This is a genomic window from Pseudomonas sp. m6p (assembly GCF_055760375.1).
Window position 1 is genome coordinate 5419475 of the sequence record NZ_CM147084.1, and the last position, 14329, is coordinate 5433803.

At 63.1% G+C, this 14329-nt stretch carries 12 protein-coding genes; 3 read left to right on the plus strand and 9 right to left on the minus strand.

Annotated elements, in window-relative coordinates:
- Positions 1-43: 43 nt before the first annotated feature.
- Positions 44-556, minus strand: coding sequence for a dihydrofolate reductase (locus ACYZUM_RS24790; protein ID WP_108184115.1), 513 nt, complete (start codon positions 554-556; stop codon positions 44-46).
- Between the two features lie 85 nt (positions 557-641).
- Between ACYZUM_RS24790 and ACYZUM_RS24795 the strand changes: the two genes are divergently transcribed.
- Positions 642-2015, plus strand: coding sequence for a DUF2868 domain-containing protein (locus tag ACYZUM_RS24795; RefSeq protein WP_108184116.1), 1374 nt, complete (start codon positions 642-644; stop codon positions 2013-2015).
- On the plus strand, positions 2008-3384 hold the full coding sequence (locus ACYZUM_RS24800) for a GTPase/DUF3482 domain-containing protein (RefSeq protein ID WP_108184117.1): 1377 nt from the start codon (positions 2008-2010) through the stop codon (positions 3382-3384). Before ACYZUM_RS24795 ends, ACYZUM_RS24800 begins: the two co-directional genes overlap by 8 nt.
- A gap of 68 nt (positions 3385-3452) precedes the next feature.
- Here the strand turns inward: ACYZUM_RS24800 and ACYZUM_RS24805 are convergent, their stop codons facing one another.
- The 7 genes from ACYZUM_RS24805 to ACYZUM_RS24835 form a co-directional block, all read right to left on the minus strand.
- On the minus strand, positions 3453-4070 hold the full coding sequence (locus ACYZUM_RS24805; protein WP_108184118.1) for a phosphonate degradation HD-domain oxygenase: 618 nt from the start codon (positions 4068-4070) through the stop codon (positions 3453-3455).
- Positions 4070-5203 carry a TIGR03364 family FAD-dependent oxidoreductase gene (locus tag ACYZUM_RS24810; RefSeq protein ID WP_108184119.1) on the minus strand — a complete coding sequence of 378 codons (1134 nt, stop codon included), beginning with the start codon at positions 5201-5203 and terminating at the stop codon, positions 4070-4072. The genes ACYZUM_RS24805 and ACYZUM_RS24810 overlap by 1 nt, the downstream gene beginning before the upstream one ends.
- A gap of 165 nt (positions 5204-5368) precedes the next feature.
- Positions 5369-6394, minus strand: a complete 1026-nt coding sequence (locus ACYZUM_RS24815; protein ID WP_108184120.1) for a putative 2-aminoethylphosphonate ABC transporter substrate-binding protein — start codon at positions 6392-6394, stop codon at positions 5369-5371.
- Positions 6395-6429: 35 nt separating this feature from the next.
- The gene (locus ACYZUM_RS24820; RefSeq protein WP_108184121.1) at positions 6430-8154 is read right to left on the minus strand and encodes a putative 2-aminoethylphosphonate ABC transporter permease subunit; all 1725 of its coding nucleotides are present in this window, start codon (positions 8152-8154) and stop codon (positions 6430-6432) included.
- Complete coding sequence (locus ACYZUM_RS24825) at positions 8154-9230, minus strand: putative 2-aminoethylphosphonate ABC transporter ATP-binding protein (protein ID WP_108184122.1); 1077 nt, start codon at positions 9228-9230, stop codon at positions 8154-8156. Before ACYZUM_RS24825 ends, ACYZUM_RS24820 begins: the two co-directional genes overlap by 1 nt.
- Before the next feature lie 256 nt (positions 9231-9486).
- Positions 9487-10350, minus strand: coding sequence for a LysR family transcriptional regulator (locus ACYZUM_RS24830; RefSeq protein ID WP_098968462.1), 864 nt, complete (start codon positions 10348-10350; stop codon positions 9487-9489).
- Positions 10351-10366: 16 nt separating this feature from the next.
- The gene (locus tag ACYZUM_RS24835) at positions 10367-12682 is read right to left on the minus strand and encodes a heavy metal translocating P-type ATPase (RefSeq protein ID WP_108184123.1); all 2316 of its coding nucleotides are present in this window, start codon (positions 12680-12682) and stop codon (positions 10367-10369) included.
- An 85-nt stretch (positions 12683-12767) separates the two neighbouring features.
- Between ACYZUM_RS24835 and cadR the strand changes: the two genes are divergently transcribed.
- Entirely contained in the window at positions 12768-13217 is a 450-nt protein-coding gene (gene cadR, locus ACYZUM_RS24840) for a Cd(II)/Pb(II)-responsive transcriptional regulator (RefSeq protein ID WP_007964189.1), read from the plus strand.
- Positions 13218-13339: 122 nt separating this feature from the next.
- On the opposite strand, the gene ACYZUM_RS24845 is transcribed toward cadR, so the two are convergent.
- Entirely contained in the window at positions 13340-14311 is a 972-nt protein-coding gene (locus ACYZUM_RS24845) for a thymidylate synthase (RefSeq protein ID WP_108184124.1), read from the minus strand.
- Between the last annotated feature and the right edge of the window lie 18 nt (positions 14312-14329).

Below are 14329 nucleotides of genomic sequence, written 5' to 3' on the forward strand. Positions count from 1 at the left end.
GACATGCGTAAACCTTGTAGGAGCTGCCGCAGGCTGCGATCTTTTAGGCTTTTTCCCAGACCTCAAAGTTGTACGCGGGCTTGTCGCCCTCAGGCGGATTCGGCACGTTCGACACCAGCTTCCACTGGTTCAGGTCAAACTCCGGAAACCACGCATCCCCTTCCGGGCTCAGCGCCACACGGGTCAGATACAGACGATCGGCCTGCGCCAGCCCTTGCGCATACAACTGCGCGCCGCCAATCAGCATCAACTCATCGACGCCCTGCGCTTTCGCCCATTCCTCGGCACGCACCACCGCGGCTTCCAGCGACGGATACACCTCCGCGCCTTCCAACACCAAGTCTGGCTGGCGGCTGACCACGATGTTCAAGCGCCCCGGCAGCGGACGGCCGAGCGAATCCCAGGTCTTGCGGCCCATGATGATCGGCTTGCCGAGGGTCGTGGCCTTGAAGTATTTGAAGTCCCCCGGCAGGTGCCAGGGCATGCTGTTGTCGACACCGATCACGCGGTTTTCACCGAGGGCTGCGATCAGGCTGAGGGGGAGTGATTTAGTCATGCCGGCGAGGATACCAGAGCCTCGCTTGACCCGATAAGCGCCACAGCGGTTATGCTCATGGCTCAATTGAGCAACGGAATGGCGCGTGACTGAACTGACTCCCCTGCAAAACCTCTGGCTGACTGAAACCATCCGCCTGCGTGAAGAGCACGCAGGTCCCCTGGAGGATCTGGAAGCCAATCGTCTGGCCCGCGCGGCCGGCGGCGATCTGCCGAGCCGTATTCAGCGCCGGGCGGCGTGGCTGGCCGAGCGCGACGGGCTGAGCACGGCACTCAAGCACTGGCTGCAGGGCGCGCGTCTGGCGCTGGTGCTGTTGGTGATTTTCGCGTTGCTGAGCGGCGCCGGACTGGCCTTCGCCGCACTGAGCCAGTCACCGGTGAATGTATTCTGGGCCTTGGGCAGCCTGCTCGGGTTGAACCTGATTCTGCTGCTGAGCTGGGCGCTGGGGCTGATCTTTGCCGGAGAACACGGCGCCACCCTCGGGCGCTTGTGGCTGTGGCTCAGCGAAAAACTCGCTCGCGATGCCAAAGCCGCGCAACTCGCGCCGGCCCTGCTGCTGATGCTGCAACGCAAAAAACTCAATCGCTGGGCGCTCGGCACATTGGTCAACGGTCTGTGGTTGCTGGCGATGCTCAGCGCCCTGCTGTTGCTGCTGACACTGATGGCGACCCGGCGCTACGGCTTCGTCTGGGAAACCACCATTCTCAGCGCCGACACCTTCATCAACCTGACCCAAGCCCTCGGCGCGCTGCCGGCGCTGCTCGGTTTCAACGTACCCAGCGTGGAAATGATCCGTGCCAGTGGCGACGCGGCGCTGGGTATCGAAAGCGCGCGACAGGCCTGGGCGACCTGGCTGGTTGGCGTGCTGGTGGTCTACGGCGTTCTGCCGCGTCTGCTGCTGGCGCTGTTGTGTTTCTGGCGCTGGAATCGCGGCAAAGCCGTGCTGGCGCTGGACCTCAACCTGCCCGGCTACGCCCAGCTGCGCGAACGGCTGATGCCGACCAGCGAACGTCTCGGCATTAACGACGCGGCGCCTGAGCAGTTGCATCGCGTCGAAAGCAGCGTCAGCGAACACGCCAGCGACGGCGCTTTGCTGGTGGCCATTGAACTCGACGATCAGCGCCCGTGGCCACCGGCCCTGCCGAAAACCGTGAGCAACGCCGGAATCCTCGACAGCCGCGAATCACGGCACAAACTGCTCGAACAGCTCAGCCGTTTCCCTCCGGCGCGCCTGCTGATCGCCTGCGACCCGCGACGCTCGCCGGATCGCGGCAGCCTCGCGCTGATCGCCGAACTGGCGCGCAACGCCAGCGCCACCCGCGTCTGGCTGCTGCAAGCACCGCCCGGTGAAGCGCTGGACAGCGCCCGCCTCGGCGACTGGCATGTCGCGCTGCAACAGCTGGAATTGCCGTTCGCCGATTGCGCACCGATGAACTGGCTGGAGAACGGTCATGACTGATGCCCGCAAAGCCCCGCTGAAACTCGCGGTGGTCGGCCACACCAACGTCGGCAAGACCTCGCTGCTGCGCACCTTGACCCGTGACGTCGGTTTCGGCGAAGTCTCGCACCGCCCGAGTACCACCCGCCATGTCGAGGGCGCGCGGTTGTCGGTGGACGGCGAGCCCTTGCTCGATCTCTACGACACGCCGGGGCTGGAAGACGCCATTGCCCTGCTGGATTTCCTCGAGCGTCTGGAGCGCCCCGGCGAACGCCTCGACGGCCCGGCGCGACTGGCACGGTTTCTCGACGGCAGCGAGGCGCGCCAGCGTTTCGAACAGGAGGCGAAAGTCCTGCGACAACTGCTCGCCTCCGACGCCGGTCTGTATGTGATCGACGCCCGTGAGCCGGTGCTGGCCAAGTATCGCGACGAACTCGAAGTGCTGGCCAGCTGCGGTAAACCGCTGCTGCCGGTGCTGAATTTCGTCAGCAGCGCCAACCATCGCGAACCGGACTGGCGCGAAGCGTTGGCGCGGCTCGGCCTGCATGCGCTGGTGCGGTTCGACAGCGTTGCGCCGCCGGAAGATGGCGAGCGGCGCCTGTACGAAAGCCTCGCGCTGCTCTTGGAAAACGCCCGTCCGCAACTGGAACGCTTGATCGCCGATCAACAGGCCCAGCGCCTGGCCCGCCAGCAAAGTGCGGCACGCCTGATCGCCGAATTGCTGATCGATTGTGCGGCGTGCCGGCGCAGCGTGGTCAGCGAGGCCGAGCAGGAACAGCAAGCCATCAGCGAACTGCGCAAAGCCGTGCGTCAGCGTGAACAGAAGTGCGTCGAGGCGCTGCTCAAGCTTTATGCGTTTCGCCCGCAGGACGCGGCGGCCAGTGATCTGCCGCTGCTGGATGGGCGTTGGGGCGATGACCTGTTCAACCCGGAAACGCTTAAGCAACTCGGCGTGCGAGTCGGCGGCGGGATCGCGGCAGGCGCGGCGGCCGGAGCTGGCGTGGATTTGCTGGTGGGCGGGATCACCCTTGGCGCTGCGGCGCTGGCCGGTGCGCTTGCCGGCGGCGCGCTGCAAACGGCGCGCAGTTATGGCAGCCGTCTGCTGGACAAGATCAAGGGCCAGCGCGAGTTGACCGTGGATGACGGGGTGCTGCGGCTGCTGGCGTTGCGTCAGCGGCAGTTGCTGTCTGCGCTGGATCAACGCGGACATGCGGCGATGGACGCAGTTCAGGTCGCCACCCCGCAGGACAAGAGCTGGCGCGAGGGCAAGCTACCGGAGGCGCTGAACAAGGCGCGGGCGCACCCACAGTGGTCGTCGCTCAATCCGCATGCGAAGTTGAATCAGGCGGAGCGGCAGGAGCAGATAGATCTATTAGCTGCGGATTTGTAGCGCCTGGACTGGCCCCATCGCTGGCAAGCCAGCTCCCACAGGGTTCTCGGTGAAAACCCATTTTGTGATCAACCGAGATACCTGTGGGAGCTGGCTTGCCAGCGATGGCAGCCACTCGGTTCCAAGACCTGAGAAGACAAAAGACGCACCGCTTTCTCCTTCAACACCTTGAGATCCATCACCGGCACCGCCGTTTCCTTGGCCAACTCATCCCACTGGCGCATGCGCAAACTCACGGCACACAACGGATCACGCTCAAACGCACCCGCCTCCTCCTCGCTCATCACCCCGCCCTGATACTCCAGGGTCCGGCGACTCGCTTCACTCAGGCGCTCGAAATACCCAGGTTCGCGCAAGGTCAGGTAACGCTTGGCCTCAACGTGATATTCCACCAGCCGCGCCAGACGCTCACTGAAACCCGCCTCACGCAAATAATCCGCACCCAGGCGCTCATGGCTGACCACGCCATACCCGCCCATGTTCTCGGCGCCCTCGGCACACAAATGGCCGATGTCATGGAAGAACGCCGCCAGCACCACTTCATCATCAAACCCTTCAGCCATCGCCAACTGCGCGGCCTGAGACATGTGCTCGATCTGCGACACCGGCTCGCCGATGTAATCACTAGCACCAAAGCGTTCATACAGCGCAAACACCCGGTCAACGACTTGCGCATGCGCCGCCATCACATTTCCTCCAGTAATTGCGCCACGTTGCGCTCGGCCAGTGCCGGGCCGACGCTCATGCCGACGCCGGTGTGCATCAACGCCACACTCAGCCCCGGGGCCGGGCGCAGCAACGAAAACGGTCCCGGCCCCCGGGCACCGTAGACGCCCTGCCAGCGCTCGAGCACTTGCACCTTGCAGCCCAACGTCTGTTCGGCCAGCTCGAGCATCCAGTTGTCCACTTGCTCGGCATTGAACGGCGACGGATCGCTGCCGTAATGGTGCGAGTCGCCGATGATCAGCTCGCCATACGGCGTCGGACTGATCAGCAGGTGAATGCCGTTGTCGTGCAGGTGCGGTTGTTCGCGCAGGATCTGCGCCTGCACCGCCGCCGCTTGCGGCAGGTCAGCGAAAGCGCCGTAGTGCACGCAGCTCAGACCGGTGAGCAAGGCGTGTTGCAGATTCAGCTCGATCTGCGGTTTGGCACGGAGCATTTGCAGGCGGCAGATCTGCGGATCGAGCGCGGCGATCGGCTCGGCCAGCAGGGTCTGATAATCGTGGCCGGAGCAGACGATGATTTGCTTTGCCGTGAAGCTGCCGGCGGTGCTGTGCAGGTGCCCCGGTTCGACGTCGCGCACCAGCGTACTGAAGTGAAACTCGACGCCGAGATCGCGGCGCAGGTAGTCAATCAGCGCGGGGATTGCTTCGCGCGAGTACAGCTGTTGATCGTCCATGCCGTGCAATGCAGCACGGTGGTGACTGAACTGGCCGTGGTACAGATCACGCAGTGCGGCGCCGCGCAACAGGGCGACGTTATACCCGTGTTCCACGGCGCGGCCGTTGCAGAAGGCCTCGAGCAATTGCTCTTCGGCTTCGCTGCGGGCGAACAGGTACGAGCCGTTGCGCTTGATGTGCAGACCGGCGAGTTGCGCCCAGTCGCCCCAGATCTCGCGGCTGGCCGTGGCCAGTTCGAGCATCGGCCCCGGTGGCTGCCCGGTGACCAGCGCCTGACCAAAGTTGCGCACCGAAGCGCCGAGGGGCGTGGCGGTGCGTTCGAAAACGCTGACCTTGAGCCCGCGTTTGGCCGCGGCATAGGCGTGGGACAGGCCGAGGATGCCGGCGCCGACGATGAGCAGGTCTTGGTGCTGAGTCATAAAAGCAATCCCGCTTGTGTGGCGAGGGAGCTTGCTCCCGGTCGGCTGCGCAGCAGTCGTAAATTCAGCAGACGCGGAGTGCCTGACACTACTCGTTTGCAGGATTTGGGACCGCTTCGCGCTCCAGCGGGAGCAAGCTCCCTCGCCACAGGCTGTGTGAGTCAGTTACTTGGCGACGACTTTCTCGGACTTGCCGTCATAACGCTTGCGCCACTCGGTGAGGATCTCGTCGCGATTCTTCGAGGCCCAGGCGAAGTCGTTCTTGATCAGGCGCTGCTCGTAGTCGACCGGCAGTTCGGTCTGCGGCTTGGCGATGCCCGGCTGCGCAAGAACCGCGAAGTTCTCCTTGTACAGGTCCATCGCCTCGGCGCTGGCGGAGAAGTCCGCGAGTTTCTTCGCGGCGTCTTCATGCGGTGTGCCTTTGATCACGGCCGTCGCTTCGATCTCCCAGCCCAGGCCCTCCTTCGGCAGAATGATGTCCAGCGGCGCGCCCTGGCGCTTCAGCTGTACCGCCGGGTATTCGAAGGAAATGCCGATCGGGAATTCACCCGCCGCCGCCAGTTTGCACGGCTTGGAACCGGAGTGAACATACTGGCCGATGTTCTGGTGCAGACCGTCCATGTAGGCCCAGCCCTGCTTCTCGCCGAAGGTTTGCAGCCAGGCGCTGACGTCGAGGAAACCGGTGCCGGACGACGCCGGGTTCGGCATGACGATCTTGCCCTTGTACTCAGGCTTGGTCAGATCCTGCCAGCTCACCGGTTTACTCAGTCCCTGCTTCTCGGCTTCGACGGTGTTGAAGCAGATGGTCGCGGCCCACACGTCCATCCCGACCCAGGCTGGCGGGTTGGCGGCGTCGCGGTAGTTCGCGCCGATCTTGCCCAGATCCTTCGGTGCGTAGCTTTGCAGCATGCCCTGCTGATCGAGGATCGCCAGGCTCGAAGCGGCCAGGCCCCACACCGCGTCAGCCTGTGGACGGGCCTTTTCGGCCAGCAGCTTGGCGGTGATGATCCCGGTGGAGTCGCGCACCCACTTGATCTCGACGTCCGGGTTGGCCTTTTCGAACGCAGCCTTGTAGGCGGTCAGTTGTTCGGCTTCGAGGGCGGTGTACACCGTCAACTCGGTTTTTGCCGCGAAGGCATTCAGGCTGAAAGTAGCGAGCACAGCAGCGGCCAGGGCCATAGGCTTGAACATGATCGTTTTCCTGTCTTGAGTTGAGGTTGGGAAAATCAGTGACCGGGCGCGGTTTGCCGCCAGGCCTGGGAACGGCGCAGCAAGCCGCGCGAAGCCCACGCCAGCAGCAAGGACACGCCCGCCGAGGTGAACAGAATCAGGGTCGACATCGCTGCCGCGCCGCCGACGTTGCCGGCGTCATCCATGTTCAGCACCGCGACCGCCGCGAGGATGGTGTCGGGGCTGTAGAGGAAGATCGCCGCCGACACCGTGGTCATCGCCGAGACAAACAGGTAGCGCACGATGTCCAGCAGCGCCGGCAGACAGATCGGCACGGTGACCCGCAGGTAGTGGCGGTACAGCGGCGCCTTGAGCGACAGCGCGGCGGCTTCGAACTCGGCGTCGAGTTGGCGCAGCGCTGTGGTCGCGGTCATTTGTGCGGTGGTCAAGTAGTGCGCAATGGTGCAGACGATCAGCAGGGTCATCGTGCCGTACAGCACGTGCAGCGGGTTGCCGCTGAGGTTGAAGAAGAAGACGTAACCCAGACCGAGCACCAGCCCCGGCACTGCCATCGGCACGAAACTGAGCATGCGCAACGTCAGGTTGAGGCCGCGTTGGCTGCGGGTTTTCTCCATCAGGTAAGCGCCGGTGAAGATCAGCACGCTGCCGATCAATGCGGTGCCCAGCGCCATCTTCAGGCTGTTGCCATAGGCCAGCCAGCCGCCGCCAGCAGTTTCGTTGAACTGGTAGTGATTGAGCGACAGCGACAGGTTGTACGGCCAGAACTTCACCAGCGAGGAGAACACCGCCATGCCGAACACCAGCAGCAACGCCGCGCTGATCAACACAACAATCGCCAGATAGCAGGCATCACGCATTTTCGACGGCGCTGGTTTGAATACTTGCGCACGGCCACTCATGGAATCGCCGTGACGCCGACGCAACCAGGCATCGACGCCGAAGCTGAACAGCGCCGGCAGCAACAGCACCATGCCGATCAACGCCCCGCGTCCGAATTGTTGCTGACCGACCACGGCTTTGTAGGCTTCCAGCGCCAGCACTTGATAGTCTCCGCCGACCACCACCGGCACACCGAAATCGGTGATGGTCAGAGTGAACACCAAGCAGAACGCGGCGAACACCGCCTGCCGGGTCGCCGGCCAGGTGATGCTGCGAAACGCCTTGGCCGGACTGGCGCCCATGCTCGACGCCGCATCGAACAGCCGCGCATCGGCCAGCGACAACGCCGACAGCAGAATCATCAGCGCATGGGGAAAGGTGTAGATCACCTCACCCAACACAATGCCCCAGAAACCGTAGATATTGTCCGAGAGCAGCCCGCGCAACATGCCCTGGTTGCCGAACAGATAAACCAGTGCGATACCCGGCAGCATCGACGGCGCCATCAATGGCAGCAGGGAAATCCCGCGCCAGATGCCCTTGGCTGGAATCAATGTACGTTGCAGGGCGTAGGCAAACAGGTAGGCCAGCGGTACGACGATGGCCGCGACGCTGAGGGAAACTTTCAGGCTGTTACCAAGCAGCCAGTGGAAATTCTCGCTGGTCACCAACTCCTTCGCGGCGAGCCAGCCACCGCCCTGCCCGGCCTCGCTGCTGAAGCCGCGCCAGAAGATCGCCAGCAACGGCAGCAGCACCGCGACACCGAGCAGCAACAGCAGCAGGAGTTTGCCGCCGAAGACGAAGATCCGGTCACCGACCTCGGCCCCGGACACTCGCCGCGCCTGCTTGTGCGGTAGCGGCAGTGCGATGTTCGCGCTCATCAGGCAAACACCTGCAGGCTGCGCGGCGGCAAGGCGACCATGATCTGCTGGGCGCCGAGGCGCGGCATGGCTTCCGGCGCCAGTTCGGCGAGCAGCGAATGGCCCGGCAACTGGTCGAGTTCGAAGCTCATGCGGCAGCGATTGCCGAGGAACGTGATCTCGCGAACCTTGGCCGGGAACAGGTTTTCTTCGTGCACCAGCGGATTGACGCTGATCGCTTCCGGACGGCAGAACAGTCGGCCCGAAGCGCCGCTCACGCTGCCATCCGCCAGACGTACATCCATCCCGCCAACCCGGGCGTAACTGGCGCTGCTGCGCTGGAACGGCAGCCAGTTGCCCTGCCCGACGAACTCGGCCACGAACGGCGTGGCCGGGCGGTTGTAGATGTCCTGCGGAGTGGCGTACTGCTCGACCCGACCGTTGTGCATCACGGCGATGCGGTCAGCCATCAGCATGGCTTCGTCCTGATTATGGGTGACCATCAGGGTGGTGATGCCGAGGTTGCGCTGCAGCTGGCGCAGTTCGGTGCACAGATGCTCGCGCACCCGGGCGTCCAGCGCCGACATCGGCTCATCAAGCAATAACAGCGACGGCGCCGGGGCCAGGGCGCGAGCCAGCGCGACTCGCTGTTGCTGACCGCCGGACAACTGGCCTGGGTACTTTTTCTCACTGCCGCTGAGGCCGACCAGCTCCAGCATCTGCCCGACGCGACGGCGTACTTCGTCACGACCACTGCCGGCGAGGCCGTAGGCAATGTTTGCTTCGACGGTCAGATTGGGGAACAGCGCGTAGGACTGGAACAGGATCCCGTAATCCCGGGCCTGCGGCGCAAGGTGCGAGACGTCGCGGTCGCCGAGGTACAACTCGCCGCTGTCCTGCTTCTCCAGCCCGGCGATGCAGCGCAACAGCGTGGTCTTGCCGCAGCCCGACGGGCCGAGCAGGCACACCAGCTCACCGGCGGCGACGTCGAGGGAGACGTTATCCAGTGCGGTAAACGCGCCGAAGCGTTTCTGCACGCCGCGCACTTTCATCGGCGCACCGGGATTGGTCAGGGCAGTTGCGATGGCAGGATTCATGGACAGACCTCATCAAGCAGATGGGGCCAATCCTAGAGTTGTAATGCGTCCGTCATGTGGCAGTGAGGCAAAAACGGCCGATAGTGGTATTCGGGGATTTTGGTTCAGGTTTCAAGTCATGGGTTGCCGGGTCTGGCCCCATCGCTGGCAAGCCAGCTCCCACAAGGATCTTCAGTGAATGCAGATTTTGTGAACACCTGAAATACCTGTGGGAGCTGGCTTGCCAGCGATGGGGCCAGTACTAGCAGTGAAGAAATCAGGCCGGGGACATTTCCTGAGCCAAGCCGAGGAAGGCCGCCGGCAACCGCGCCCCCTTGCGCTCCTTGAGGCAATACAGGTACTCGGGAATCTGCGGCGCATTCTCGATGGTCAGCACGCGCAACTGCGGATCATGCGGCACTTCCTGGCGGGCAATGATGCTGATGCCGATATTGCGCAGCACCGCCTCGCGGATCGACTCACGGCTGCCGATCTCCAGCAACGGCCCGAAACTGACCCCGGCGCTTTCCAGCAACTCCTCGGTCAAACGGCGGGTGGTCGAACCGGACTCGCGCATCAGCAAGGTATGCCCGGCCAGTGCACTCAACGCCACATGCTCCTGCGCCGCCAGCGGATGGTTGCGATGCACCGCCAGCACCAGCGGATCGCTACCCAATACCCGGCGAATCAACCGCGCATCCTCAAGCAACTGCGACGACGCCGCGACATCCACCCGGTAATCCTCCAGCGCTTCGAGCACTTGTTGCGAGTTGCCGATTTCCACCGACACCTCCACCTGCGGCAGACGCTCGCGGAAGGTCTTCACCAGATCGAGGATGTAATACGGCGCAGTGGCAGCGATGCGCAACGTGCCCTGCACCTGACCGCTGTTGCGCAGGAAGAACTCGATGTCGGCCTCCTGCTGCAACAGCGTCTTGACCATCGGCAGCAACCGCGCGCCTTCGTCGCTGACACTCAAACGACGGCCGCCACGGTAGAACAGCTCCACCGAATACTGGCTTTCCAGATTGCGAATCTGCGTGGTCACGGTGGGTTGGCTGAGGCCGAGCTTTTTCGCCGCCAGCGTAATGCTGCCCAGGCGGGCGACCATATAAAACGCTTTCAGCTCGGCACTCAGCACAACCATCCCTCATCGTTTATTTACGCAGCAGGCGCAAACCGTTGAACACCACCAGCAGGCTCACGCCCATGTCGGCAAACACCGCCATCCACATGGTGGCGAGTCCGGCGAAGGTTACCCCAAGAAAGATAGCCTTGATCACCAGGGCCAAGGCGATGTTCTGTTTCAAGATGCTCGCGGTGTCGCGCGACAGGCTGATGAACGCCGGGATCTTGCGCAGATCATCGTCCATCAGGGCGACATCGGCGGTTTCAATCGCGGTGTCGGTGCCGGCGGCCGCCATGGCGAAACCGATTTCGGCCCGCGCCAGCGCCGGGGCGTCGTTGATACCGTCGCCGACCATGCCGACCCGATGCCCCTGTGCATAAAGCTCTTCGATAGCCTGCAGCTTGTCGGTCGGCAGCAAGTCGCCCTTGGCCTGATCGATACCGACCTGCGCGGCAATCGCCTGCGCGGTGTGAACGTTGTCGCCGGTCAGCATCAAGGTTTTCACGCCCAGTGCGTGCAACTGGCGGATCGCTTCGCGACTGGATTCCTTGACTGTGTCGGCCACGGCGAACAGCGCCAGCGGACCAGAACTGTCGAGCAGCAACACCACGGATTTGCCCTGTTTCTCCAGCGCAAACAGCTTCTCTTCGAGTTGCGGCGAGCACAGGCCCAGCTCCTCGACCAGACGATGGTTGCCCAAGTGATAGGTCTGGCCGTTGACCTGGCCCTTCACGCCACGACCGGCCAGCGCTTCGAAGTTATCCACACTCAGCACGGCGAGGTTTTTATCCACAGCCGCATTGGCGATCGCCAGCGACACCGGGTGATCGGAGCGCCCGGCCAGCGCGGCGGCAATCGCCGGAGCGCTGGCGTCAGCGGTCGGGTTGAGCGACAGGTAATCGGTCTGCACCGGTTTGCCGTGGGTGATGGTGCCGGTCTTGTCCAGCGCCAGATAATCGAGCTTGAAACCGCCCTCCAGATAAACGCCGCCCTTGACCAGAATACCTTTGCGCGCCGCCGCCGCGAGGCCGCTGACGATGGTCACCGGGGTGGAGATCACCAGTGCGCACGGGCAGGCCACCACCAGCAACACCAGCGCGCGGTAGATCCAGTCGAACCACACCGCGCCCATGAACAGCGGCGGAATGATCGCCACGGCCAGCGCCAGCGCGAACACCACCGGGGTGTAGATTTTCGAGAATTGATCGACGAAGCGTTGGGTCGGAGCGCGCGCCCCCTGAGCCTGCTCGACGGCGTGGATGATCCGCGCCAGGGTCGAGTTGTTCGCCGCCGCAGTCACCGTGTATTCCAGCGAGCCGGCCTGGTTGATGGTGCCGGCGAAGACTTTGTCGCCCACGGTTTTCTCCACCGGCAGGCTTTCGCCGGTGATCGGCGCCTGATCGATGGTCGAACTGCCGCTGACGACTTCACCGTCCAGGGCGATGCGCTCGCCGGGTTTTACCCGCACACGGGCGCCGAGTTCGACGCTTTTAACCTCTTGTTCGATCCAGTTGCCATCGGCCTGCTGCACCGTGGCCTGTTCCGGGGTCATTTGCATCAGGCCGCTGATGGCGTTGCGCGCGCGATCCAGCGAGCGCGCCTCGATCAATTCGGCCACGGTAAACAGGAACATCACCATCGCCGCTTCCGGCCACTGCCCGATCAACACCGCACCGGTCACCGCGATGCTCATCAGCGCATTGATGTTGAGGTTACGGTTCTTCAGGGCGATCCAGCCCTTTTTATAGGTGGTCAGGCCGCCGCTGAGGATCGACACCAGCGCAATGATCGCCACCACCCAGGTTGGCGCGGCGTTGGTGAAGTGGATAACTTCCGCCGCCAGCGCGCCGACACCGGACAGCGCCAACGGCCACCAGTGTTTTTTTACTGGTGCCGGGGCCGGGGTTTCGACGCCCGCCTCCAAAGGCTCGGCGTGCATGCCCAGCGAGGTGATCGCCTCGGTGATCGGCGCGGTGTCCGGCAGGTTGTGGGTCACGCCGAGCACGCGGTTGATCAGATTGAATTCCAGTTGCTGCACCCCGGCCAGTTTGCCGAGCTTGTTCTGGATCAGCGTCTGCTCGGTCGGGCAGTCCATCGCTTCGATGCGGAAACTGCTCAACCGGGCGTCAGCGCTGGTCTTTTCGCTCAGTTGCACCAACGCAGGCGCAGCCGCTGTCGACGAGCAGCAAGAATCTTCGTGCGAATGAACCGGTGCCGGTGCTGCGGCTTTCGACCCGCAGCAGGAATCGCCGCCATGTTCGTGCTTATGCACAGGCTGCAATTTATGGCTGTGGCTATGATCGTGCCCGTCGCCGGGCTTGTGGGTGTGCTGGGAATCGCTCATTGGTCGCGTCCATGAAGGTGCCTGTTGCCAAGTAAAGACCCTGTAGCCACTATAGGGTCAAGCACCCATTTTGGAGATCGCTGTCATGAAGATCGGAGAACTGGCGAAACTCACCGACTGCGCCGTGGAAACCATCCGCTATTACGAGCGCGAAAACCTGCTGCCGGAACCGGCGCGCAGCGATGGCAACTACCGCGTCTACACCCAGGCCCACGCCGAACGCCTGACCTTCATCCGCAACTGCCGCACCCTCGACATGACCCTCGAAGAAATCCGCAGCCTGCTGGCCATGCGTGACAGCCCGCAGGATCAGTGTGCAAGCGTCAATACGCTGATCGACGAGCACATCCAGCATGTGAAAGCGCGGATTGACGGATTGCTGGCCTTGCAGACACAACTGCTCGACCTGCGCCAACGCTGTGGCGAAGGGCCGGGGGCGGATCAGTGCGGGATTTTGCAGCGGCTGGAGGTGAGTGGTGGCGTCGTCGCAACCGAAGTCGAACATTCCCACGTAGGCCGCAGCCACGGCCATTGACAACACCACAAAATATTGTGGGAGCTGGCTTGCCAGCGATAGCGGTTTTACCGACACATCAATGTTGAATGTGCTGCCGTCATCGCTGGCAAGCCAGCTCCCACAGGTTTAATGGCAGTCTGTCAGACCGCCATCGGCGCGGTCATCGGCGCATGGTGCTCGTAACCTTCCAGCGAGAAATCGCTCGGCTCCACCAGCTCCAGCCACTCCGGCTGGTATACACCGGTCTTGGCAAACTCCGGCACGCGGTCGGAGATTTTCAGTTTTGGCATGGCGAACGGCTCGCGCTTGAGCTGTTCGTTGAGCATGTCCAGATGGTTCTCGTAGACGTGCGCATCACCGATGAAATAGGTGAACCAGCGCGGCGTGTAACCGGTCAGGCGCCCGATCAGGCTGAGCAGCGCGGCGCCTTCGGTGAGGTTGAACGGCGTGCCCAGGCCCAGGTCGTTGGAGCGGATGTAGAGGGTCAGGGAGATCTCTTTGGTCTCTACATTCGGATGGAACTGGTACAGCAGATGGCACGGCGGCAGGGCCATTTCATCGAGCTGGGCGCAGTTCCAGCCGTGGAACAGGATGCGGCGGCTGCCCGGATCCTTGATGATCGTGTCGACGCACTGGCGCACCTGATCGATGGCTTTGTACAGCACCACATAGGCCTGGCCGTCTTCATCGCCCTGGGCGATCTGCTTGTAGCCGTTGCTCAGGGTCTGTTCGATGGCGGCGGTGTTGCTCAGCGGGATCTGCTTGTACGCCGGCCATTTGCGCCATTGCACGCCGTAGATTTCGCCGAGGTCGTCTTCGCCCTGACGGAACGGGTTGGCCAGCCACTGCGCGTTTTCGTTGGCGTTCTGGTCCCAGACCTTGCAGCCCAGCGCACGGAATTCAGCGGCATTGTTCACGCCACGCAGAAAACCGCACATCTCGCCGATGGCCGATTTGAAGGCCATCTTGCGGGTGGTGATCGCCGGGAAACCTTCCTGCAGATCGAAACGCAGCATCGCACCCGGGAAGCTGATGGTGTTGATGCCGGTGCGGTTGGCCTGTTTGGTGCCGTTCGCAATGACGTGCGAGACCAGTTCGAGATATTGCTTCATGAGTTACCTGTGTCCTTT

Coding starts and splice junctions, on each gene's coding strand:
- ACYZUM_RS24825 (WP_108184122.1), bottom strand. CDS start 9,230: ATGAATCCTGCCATCGCAACTGCCCTGACCAATCCCGGTGCGCCGATG.
- ACYZUM_RS24820 (WP_108184121.1), bottom strand. CDS start 8,154: ATGAGCGCGAACATCGCACTGCCGCTACCGCACAAGCAGGCGCGGCGA.
- ACYZUM_RS24835 (WP_108184123.1), bottom strand. CDS start 12,682: ATGAGCGATTCCCAGCACACCCACAAGCCCGGCGACGGGCACGATCAT.
- ACYZUM_RS24805 (WP_108184118.1), bottom strand. CDS start 4,070: ATGGCGGCGCATGCGCAAGTCGTTGACCGGGTGTTTGCGCTGTATGAA.
- cadR (WP_007964189.1), top strand. CDS start 12,768: ATGAAGATCGGAGAACTGGCGAAACTCACCGACTGCGCCGTGGAAACC.
- ACYZUM_RS24815 (WP_108184120.1), bottom strand. CDS start 6,394: ATGTTCAAGCCTATGGCCCTGGCCGCTGCTGTGCTCGCTACTTTCAGC.
- ACYZUM_RS24790 (WP_108184115.1), bottom strand. CDS start 556: ATGACTAAATCACTCCCCCTCAGCCTGATCGCAGCCCTCGGTGAAAAC.
- ACYZUM_RS24845 (WP_108184124.1), bottom strand. CDS start 14,311: ATGAAGCAATATCTCGAACTGGTCTCGCACGTCATTGCGAACGGCACC.
- ACYZUM_RS24810 (WP_108184119.1), bottom strand. CDS start 5,203: ATGACTCAGCACCAAGACCTGCTCATCGTCGGCGCCGGCATCCTCGGC.
- ACYZUM_RS24800 (WP_108184117.1), top strand. CDS start 2,008: ATGACTGATGCCCGCAAAGCCCCGCTGAAACTCGCGGTGGTCGGCCAC.